6 protein-coding genes are annotated in these 6,274 nt (G+C 64.1%); 3 read left to right on the forward strand and 3 right to left on the reverse strand.

Annotated features, from left to right (window positions below):
* The 3 genes from RTX98_RS19335 to RTX98_RS19345 all read left to right on the forward strand — a co-directional run.
* The coding region (locus tag RTX98_RS19335) for an autotransporter outer membrane beta-barrel domain-containing protein (protein WP_312798471.1) at window positions 1–1,378 on the forward strand (1,378 nt) is incomplete at its 5' end.
* A 114-nt stretch (window positions 1,379–1,492) separates the two neighbouring features.
* The gene (locus tag RTX98_RS19340; protein WP_312798472.1) at window positions 1,493–2,464 is read left to right on the forward strand and encodes an ABC transporter substrate-binding protein; all 972 of its coding nucleotides are present in this window, start codon (window positions 1,493–1,495) and stop codon (window positions 2,462–2,464) included.
* A gap of 139 nt (window positions 2,465–2,603) precedes the next feature.
* A complete protein-coding gene (locus tag RTX98_RS19345) occupies window positions 2,604–4,205 on the forward strand; it encodes an ABC transporter permease (RefSeq protein ID WP_416223181.1) in 1,602 nt (533 codons plus the stop codon).
* Here the strand turns inward: RTX98_RS19345 and RTX98_RS19350 are convergent.
* From RTX98_RS19350 to RTX98_RS19360, 3 genes are all read right to left on the reverse strand, one after another.
* On the reverse strand, window positions 4,202–5,251 hold the full coding sequence (locus RTX98_RS19350; RefSeq protein WP_312798475.1) for an ABC transporter ATP-binding protein: 1,050 nt from the start codon (window positions 5,249–5,251) through the stop codon (window positions 4,202–4,204). The genes RTX98_RS19345 and RTX98_RS19350 overlap by 4 nt on opposite strands.
* A gap of 172 nt (window positions 5,252–5,423) precedes the next feature.
* Window positions 5,424–5,666: an Atu4866 domain-containing protein gene (locus RTX98_RS19355; RefSeq protein ID WP_312798476.1), complete on the reverse strand. Its 243-nt coding sequence runs from the start codon at window positions 5,664–5,666 to the stop codon at window positions 5,424–5,426.
* 14 nt (window positions 5,667–5,680) lie between these two features.
* Window positions 5,681–6,274, reverse strand: a 594-nt coding sequence (locus RTX98_RS19360) for an SDR family oxidoreductase (RefSeq protein WP_312798477.1), incomplete at its 5' end; no start/stop codon positions are given.

Genomic DNA, 6,274 nt, shown 5'->3' on the forward strand with positions numbered 1-6,274 from the left:
GGCCGGCACGCTGGTGGCGCAGGCCGCCGGCCCCTTCACGGTCGCCGGCGATCTGACGCTCGATCCCGGCGCGATCTTTGCCGTGGAACTGGACGGCGCGCGTTCCGGCCTCGTGAATGTCGGCGGCGATGTTTTCGTCAATGGCGAACTGCAACTCACCAGCCAGAATCGCGCGGCAGCCGGCAATTACCGCTTCCTTGCGGCGGGTGGCACGGTCAGCGGCAGCTTCGACAGCATCTCCGCCAGCTTCGCCTTCCTCGACCCCAGCGTGCTGTATGGCGCGTCCGATCTCACCTTGCGCCTCGAACGCAACGCCATCGCCTTCCCGGATGTGGCGCAAACGCGCAACCAGCGCGCCACCGCAACCGCGATCGAAGCCGGCGGCGTTGGCAATGCGCTCTATGATGCCACCCTCCCGCTCACCCGCGACCAGGCGCTCACCGCTTTCGATCTCTTGTCCGGCGAAGCGCATGCGCAGGTGCTGGACGTGATTGCCGGTGTTCAGCGCAACAGCCGCTGGGCGGTGCGCAGCCATCTCGCGCAGGCCGAGGGCACCGGCGTGTGGGGCGAAAGTGGCTATGTCGACAACGATCTTTCGGGCGATGGCAACGCCGCGGATGCCCGCGCCCGGGGCCCTTGGCTGTCCGCCGGCATCGACTTTGAGCCGTATAACGATGTGCGCTTGGGCTTGGCCGGTCACTACGGCCGAACCGACTTCGACAATCGTGCCCGCGTCAGTTCCGGCGACATAAACAGCATCGGCATCACCGCTTACGGCGATTGGCGACACGGTCCCTGGCGTCTGTCGGGCGGTGCCGATTACACCAGCCACGACATCGACCTGCAACGCTTCACGGCTGTCGGCGACCTGTCCGGCACGGCCCGCAGTGATACTTCCAGCTGGACAAGCGGCGCCTTCGCCGAAATCGCCTATTCAGCGGACCTCGGCGGTGTTGATGTCGAGCCCTTCGCCGGCGTCTCCTGGACCACCGCGCAGGGCGGCAGCTTCTCGGAGACCGGCGCCGGTGCCGCCAACCTCGTTTCATCCGGCTCCGACTATGACCGCACCGATGCCGATATCGGCCTGCGCATCAGCCGCGCCTGGCAGCTGAACACCGACCTGATCGTCAAGCCGAGCCTTTATGCCGCTTACAGCCGCCGCCTGAGCGGCGATACGCCATCCAGCACCCATTCCTATGCTGGCGGCATGCCGTTCACCGTTTATGGCAGCAACAGCGGCGAGAACACCGGCACGGTGGAAGCTCGCCTAGACCTTGCCTTCCGCCAGCAACTCGACGCCGCCGTGTTCTACCGCGGCAGCTTTTCCAACGATGATCAAATGCACACCGTTGGCGGCGCGTTGAAGGTCGGCTTTTAGCCGGCAGAATATTCCGCCCTATCTGTCATGAAATCGTGTTGAAGCCGCGATAGGAGAACCTATCCGGCTTCTGTATGGTCGAGCCGCCATCATTTCATTGAATGGATTCCATCGATGCGTCTGCTTCTTGCCACCGCTCTCCTTGCCGCCGCAGCGCTGCCCGCCTTCGCCGCCGACGGCAAGCTCGTGCTTTACACCAGCCAGCCGAATACGGATGCGCAAGCGACAGTCGATGCCTTCAAGGCTGCCAATCCCGGCGTTGAAGTGGAGTGGGTGCGTGATGGCACGCCGAAGATCCTCGCCAAGCTGCGCGCCGAGATCGAAGCCGGCCAGCCGCAGCCCGACCTGCTCTTGATCGCCGATGTCGTCACGATGGAAGGCTTGAAAGGCGAGGGCCGTTTGATGGCCTATCCGGATGCCAAGACCGACGGCATCGACGCCTCCTTGGTCGATAAGGACAAGACCTATTTCTCGACCAAGCTGATCACCACCGGCATTGTTTATAACACCAACGCGCCGATGAAGCCGACCAGCTGGGAAGACCTCACCAAGCCGGAAGCCAAGGGTCAGGTCGTGATGCCGAGCCCGCTCACCTCGGGTGCGGCCATGATCCACACCGTCACGCTCACCGGCAATCTGAAGTCCGGCTGGGACTTCTATTCCGCGCTGGCCGAAAACGGCGCGCAGGCAGCCGGCGGCAATGGCGACGTGCTGAAATCCGTGTCGGGCGGCGACAAGCTCTACGGCATGATCGTCGACTACATGCCGATCCGCGAAAAGGCCAAGGGCGCTCCGGTCGAGTTCGTCTTCCCCGCCGAAGGCGTGTCGGCCGTCACCGAGCCGGTGGCGATCCTGTCCACCGCCAAGAACCCGGAAGCCGCCAAGGCCTTCGTCGACTTCATGCTGTCGGAAGAAGGCCAGAAGCTCGCCGTGAGCCAAGGCTATATCCCAGCCCGCGCCGATGCCGGTCTGCCGGCCGGTTATCCGGACCGCGCGTCGATCAAGGTGCTGAATTACGACGCCGCTGCCGCCCTCAAGGACGACATTGCGAACAAAGAAAAGTTCAGCGACGTGATGGGCCAGTAAGCGGAACCCGACACTGTCCGAAGCCTCTCTCCCCACCTCATCGCAGCGCTCGTCCGGCTTGTCTGCATGGTCGCGCCTCGGCGGCTGGGCGCCGGTCGTGCTTGTGCTGCTCGTGGTTGGCGTGCTCAGCATCCTGCCGATGGGGCGGCTGCTTGTGGCGGCCCTTGCCCCCGGCGGCGAAATCGATCTCACCGCATTCTGGGAGCGCCTGACCAAGACCGCAACGCAACGCGCTTTGTGGCGCACGCTCGACACCGCCTTCTTCGGCGCCGTTGCCGCCATGGTGATCGGCGCACCGTTTGCGATAGCCATCGCGCTGACCGACATGCCCGGCCGAAAGATCCTCGGCTTCCTGCTTCTTCTGCCCTTGATGATCGCGCCGCAGGTGACGGCTTTATCCTGGCTGCATCTGTTCGGCCCGTCATCGACGCTGCTCGGCATGCTGGGCCTAGCGCCCGCACCCGGCACGCCGAACCCGATTCTTGGCCGCAACGGCATCATCCTGCTGTACGGCGTGCAGCATGCGCCGATCGTATTCGTGACGCTGCGCGCCGGCCTGTCGCGCATCCCCGGCGATCTCGTTGAAGCGGGCCGTGCATCGGGTGCAACACAGCTGCGCGTGTTGCTGACCATCGTTCTGCCCCTGATGCGGCCATATCTGCTGGCTGCCGCTGCCTTGGCCTTCGTATCCGGAGTGGGCAATTTCGGTATCCCGGCACTGCTCGGCATGCCTGTGAATTACCTGACCCTGCCGACCCTGATCTACCAGCAGATGGCGAGCTTCGGACCCGGCGTGCTGCCGCAGATGGCCAGCCTGTCGGTTCTGATCGCAGCTTTGGCTCTGGCCGGCGTCGCCTTGCAGACGCTGGCATCGCGCCATCGTGCGGCCCGTTATGCGGGCGGCAAGCCGGCGCGTTTCGCGCTGGGGCATTGGCGCATCGCAACCGCAGTCATCGCTTGGCTGGTGATCGCCTCCATCCTTGTACTGCCCATGCTGGCGCTCATAACCACCGCGCTCGTGCCGGCCTTCGGTGTGCCGCTGACGGCTGAAACCGCAACGCTCGCCAACTTCGCGGAAGTGCTGACGCGGCAGGCATCCACCATGCGCGCCTTCCGCAACTCGATTCTGCTCTCGGGCGCAGCCGCCCTTCTGCTGGCGCTTGGCGTCATTCCGGTTGCTCTTGTGATGGAGCGTTTCAGCCGGCGAAAACAGCGTCTGCTGCAAGGCGCGATCGACCTGCCTTATGCCGTTCCGGGCATCGTGCTGGCCATCGCCTGCATCCTGCTTTTCCTGCGCCCGCTGCCGCTGATCGGCAGCCTGTATGCGACGGCGGCGATCATCCTCATCGCTTATCTCATGCGCTTCTTCACCCTGGCGCTGAAGCCGGTTACCACCGCCGTCGCCCAGATCCCCGCCGATCTCACCGAAGCCGCGGCGAGTGCGGGTGCGGGATCGCTCCGAAGGCTCATCACCATTGTCGTGCCGCTGGTTGCGCCCGCAGCCGTTGCCGGCGCGCTGCTCGTCTTCATGAGCGCCTTCAACGAACTGACGGTCTCGGCCCTGTTATGGTCGAGCGGCAATGAAACACTGGGCGTGGTGCTGTTCAGCCTGGAAGAAGCGGGTTTAGGCACGCATGCGGCAGCCATTGCTGTCGCCAGCATCGTCATGGTCGTGGCCATGCTGGTTGCGCTCGACCGCTTCGCCAAGCGTCTGCCGGCCGGCGTTCTGCCCTGGCGCTAACCTTTCGCCGCCGGGATGATCCAGGCGTCATGAACGGCGATCTTCACCGCCGTTCCCGGTGACACCGCAGTGCGATGATCCACGGTAACCTCGCCGCTGTCCTTGGCAAGCTTGATCCTGAGCTCATGGACCGGCCCGCGATAGGTCGAGGACAGAACCGTGCCCGGCACGCCGTCGTCGGCAAGCGCCAGTCCTTCGGGCCGCAGCAGGACATTCACGGCCCCGACCGGCGTGCCGCTTGATCTGGCAACGACCGTGTGGCCGCCGATCTGGACGCGGCTTTGGTTCTGATCGCTGTCCCAAGCGAAAGTCGGCACGATCGCACCCCGGCCGACAAAGCGCGCCACAGCGACATCGGCCGGCTGATGATAAACGCCGGTCGGCGCAGCAAACTGCAACACGCGGCCTTTCTCCAGCACCGCGACGCGATCCGCCATGGCCAGCGCTTCGGCCTGGTCATGCGTGACATAAACGATCGTTGCGCCGGTGCGCTGATGAATGTCGCGAAACACGTCCACCATAGTCGCGCGCAGATGCATGTCGAGATTGGCGAGCGGCTCGTCGAACAGGATGATGCCGGAATTGGCGATCAAACAGCGAGCCAGCGCCACACGCTGACGTTGACCGCCCGAAAGCTCATCGATGCGCCGGCTTTCATACCCGCCGAGCCCGACAATATCGAGCACCTCGGCCACGCGCCGGGAAACGGTCGTGCGATCAACCCGCTGCGTCTTCAAGGGATAGGAAACGTTGCCGGCCACATCCATATGCGGCCATAGCGCATAGGACTGAAACACGATGCCGATGCCGCGCTGTTCGGGCGGCACGGTCGTCTTGGCGTCGGCGATCACCCGTCCATCGAAAGCGATCGAGCCATCATCGGGCACTTCAAACCCGGCAATCAGCCGCAACAAGGTCGTCTTGCCGCAACCCGAGGGGCCAAGCAGGGCCGTGAACGAGCCGGGCGCGAGCGTCATCGAAACATGATCGACCGCGCGGGTCGTTCCAAAAATGCGCGTCAGGCCATCGAGGCGAAGTGTCGTCAAGAACCGATCCATCCGGCTTCGGGAGAAGGTGCCAGCTATGACCGCCGTGTTTGACGGTCAAATGACAGGCAGCAAATGCCGCGGGGCCGCGGCATTTATGATCCCCTGCACTTAATCGCGGCGGAGCCTGTTGTCGACGCTGGACGCTAGGCTCTCATGCCAAGTGATCCGCTCACCGCTGCCGGTGCAGCACCATGCCCGCATGGTGGAGCGTGTTCATATCGGCGAAGTCGCCATCGGCCGTGAAGCCGGTGTCGTCCCAATAGTCGATATGCGTGCCGCGAACTTCGTAGCGGCCTTGATAGGCACTTTCGCGTGGCCCGCGCGCTTCGTCGTAGCGATTGTCTACAAGGAGTTCGTGGCGGATGAGGCCGTCCGCCGTGACCCATAGGCCGACATAAGGATGATCAGACATCGTGTAGTCTCCCCTCAATACGGCGAGCGCGTCGGGCGCACGACGATTTCGCTTACGTCGACGTCATCAGGCTGTTCCAGAGCAAAGCGCACGGCACGGCCGATGGCGTCAGGAGAAAGCGCCACGGAGCGCCAGGTCTTCATGGCTTCCGCCGCAACGGGATCGGTGATGGTGTCGGCCAACTCGCTTTCCACCACGCCGGGATGGATGCAGGTGACGCGGATGTCCTGCGTTTCCTGGCGCAGCCCGTCGGAAATCGCCCGCACCGCAAATTTGGTGGCGCAATAAACCGCAGCCGTCGGCGACACCGAAAGCGCGCCCACCGAGGCGATGTTGATGATGTGTCCTGCGTGCCGCGCCGTCATCTCCGGCAAGACAGCGGCGATGCCGTAAAGCACGCCCTTGATGTTCACATCCACCATGCGGTCCCATTCCTCCACCTTGAGCGAGGCCATGAGCGAAAGCGGCATCACGCCGGCATTGTTGACGATGGCGTCGATCGACCCGAACGCGTCGCGCGCCGCCTTGGCAAAGGCTTCCACGTCCGCACGGCTGGTGACGTCAAGCCGTTGGGTCAGCACCTTGGCGCCGGTCGCACGCAGCTCTTC

Origin of the sequence: Tianweitania sp. (genome assembly GCF_032053605.1) — a bacterium.
Taxonomy (GTDB): Bacteria; Pseudomonadota; Alphaproteobacteria; order Rhizobiales; family Rhizobiaceae; genus Tianweitania.

Coding starts and splice junctions, on each gene's coding strand:
- RTX98_RS19340 (WP_312798472.1), top strand. CDS start 1,493: ATGCGTCTGCTTCTTGCCACCGCTCTCCTTGCCGCCGCAGCGCTGCCC.
- RTX98_RS19345 (WP_416223181.1), top strand. CDS start 2,604: ATGGGGCGGCTGCTTGTGGCGGCCCTTGCCCCCGGCGGCGAAATCGAT.
- RTX98_RS19355 (WP_312798476.1), bottom strand. CDS start 5,666: ATGTCTGATCATCCTTATGTCGGCCTATGGGTCACGGCGGACGGCCTC.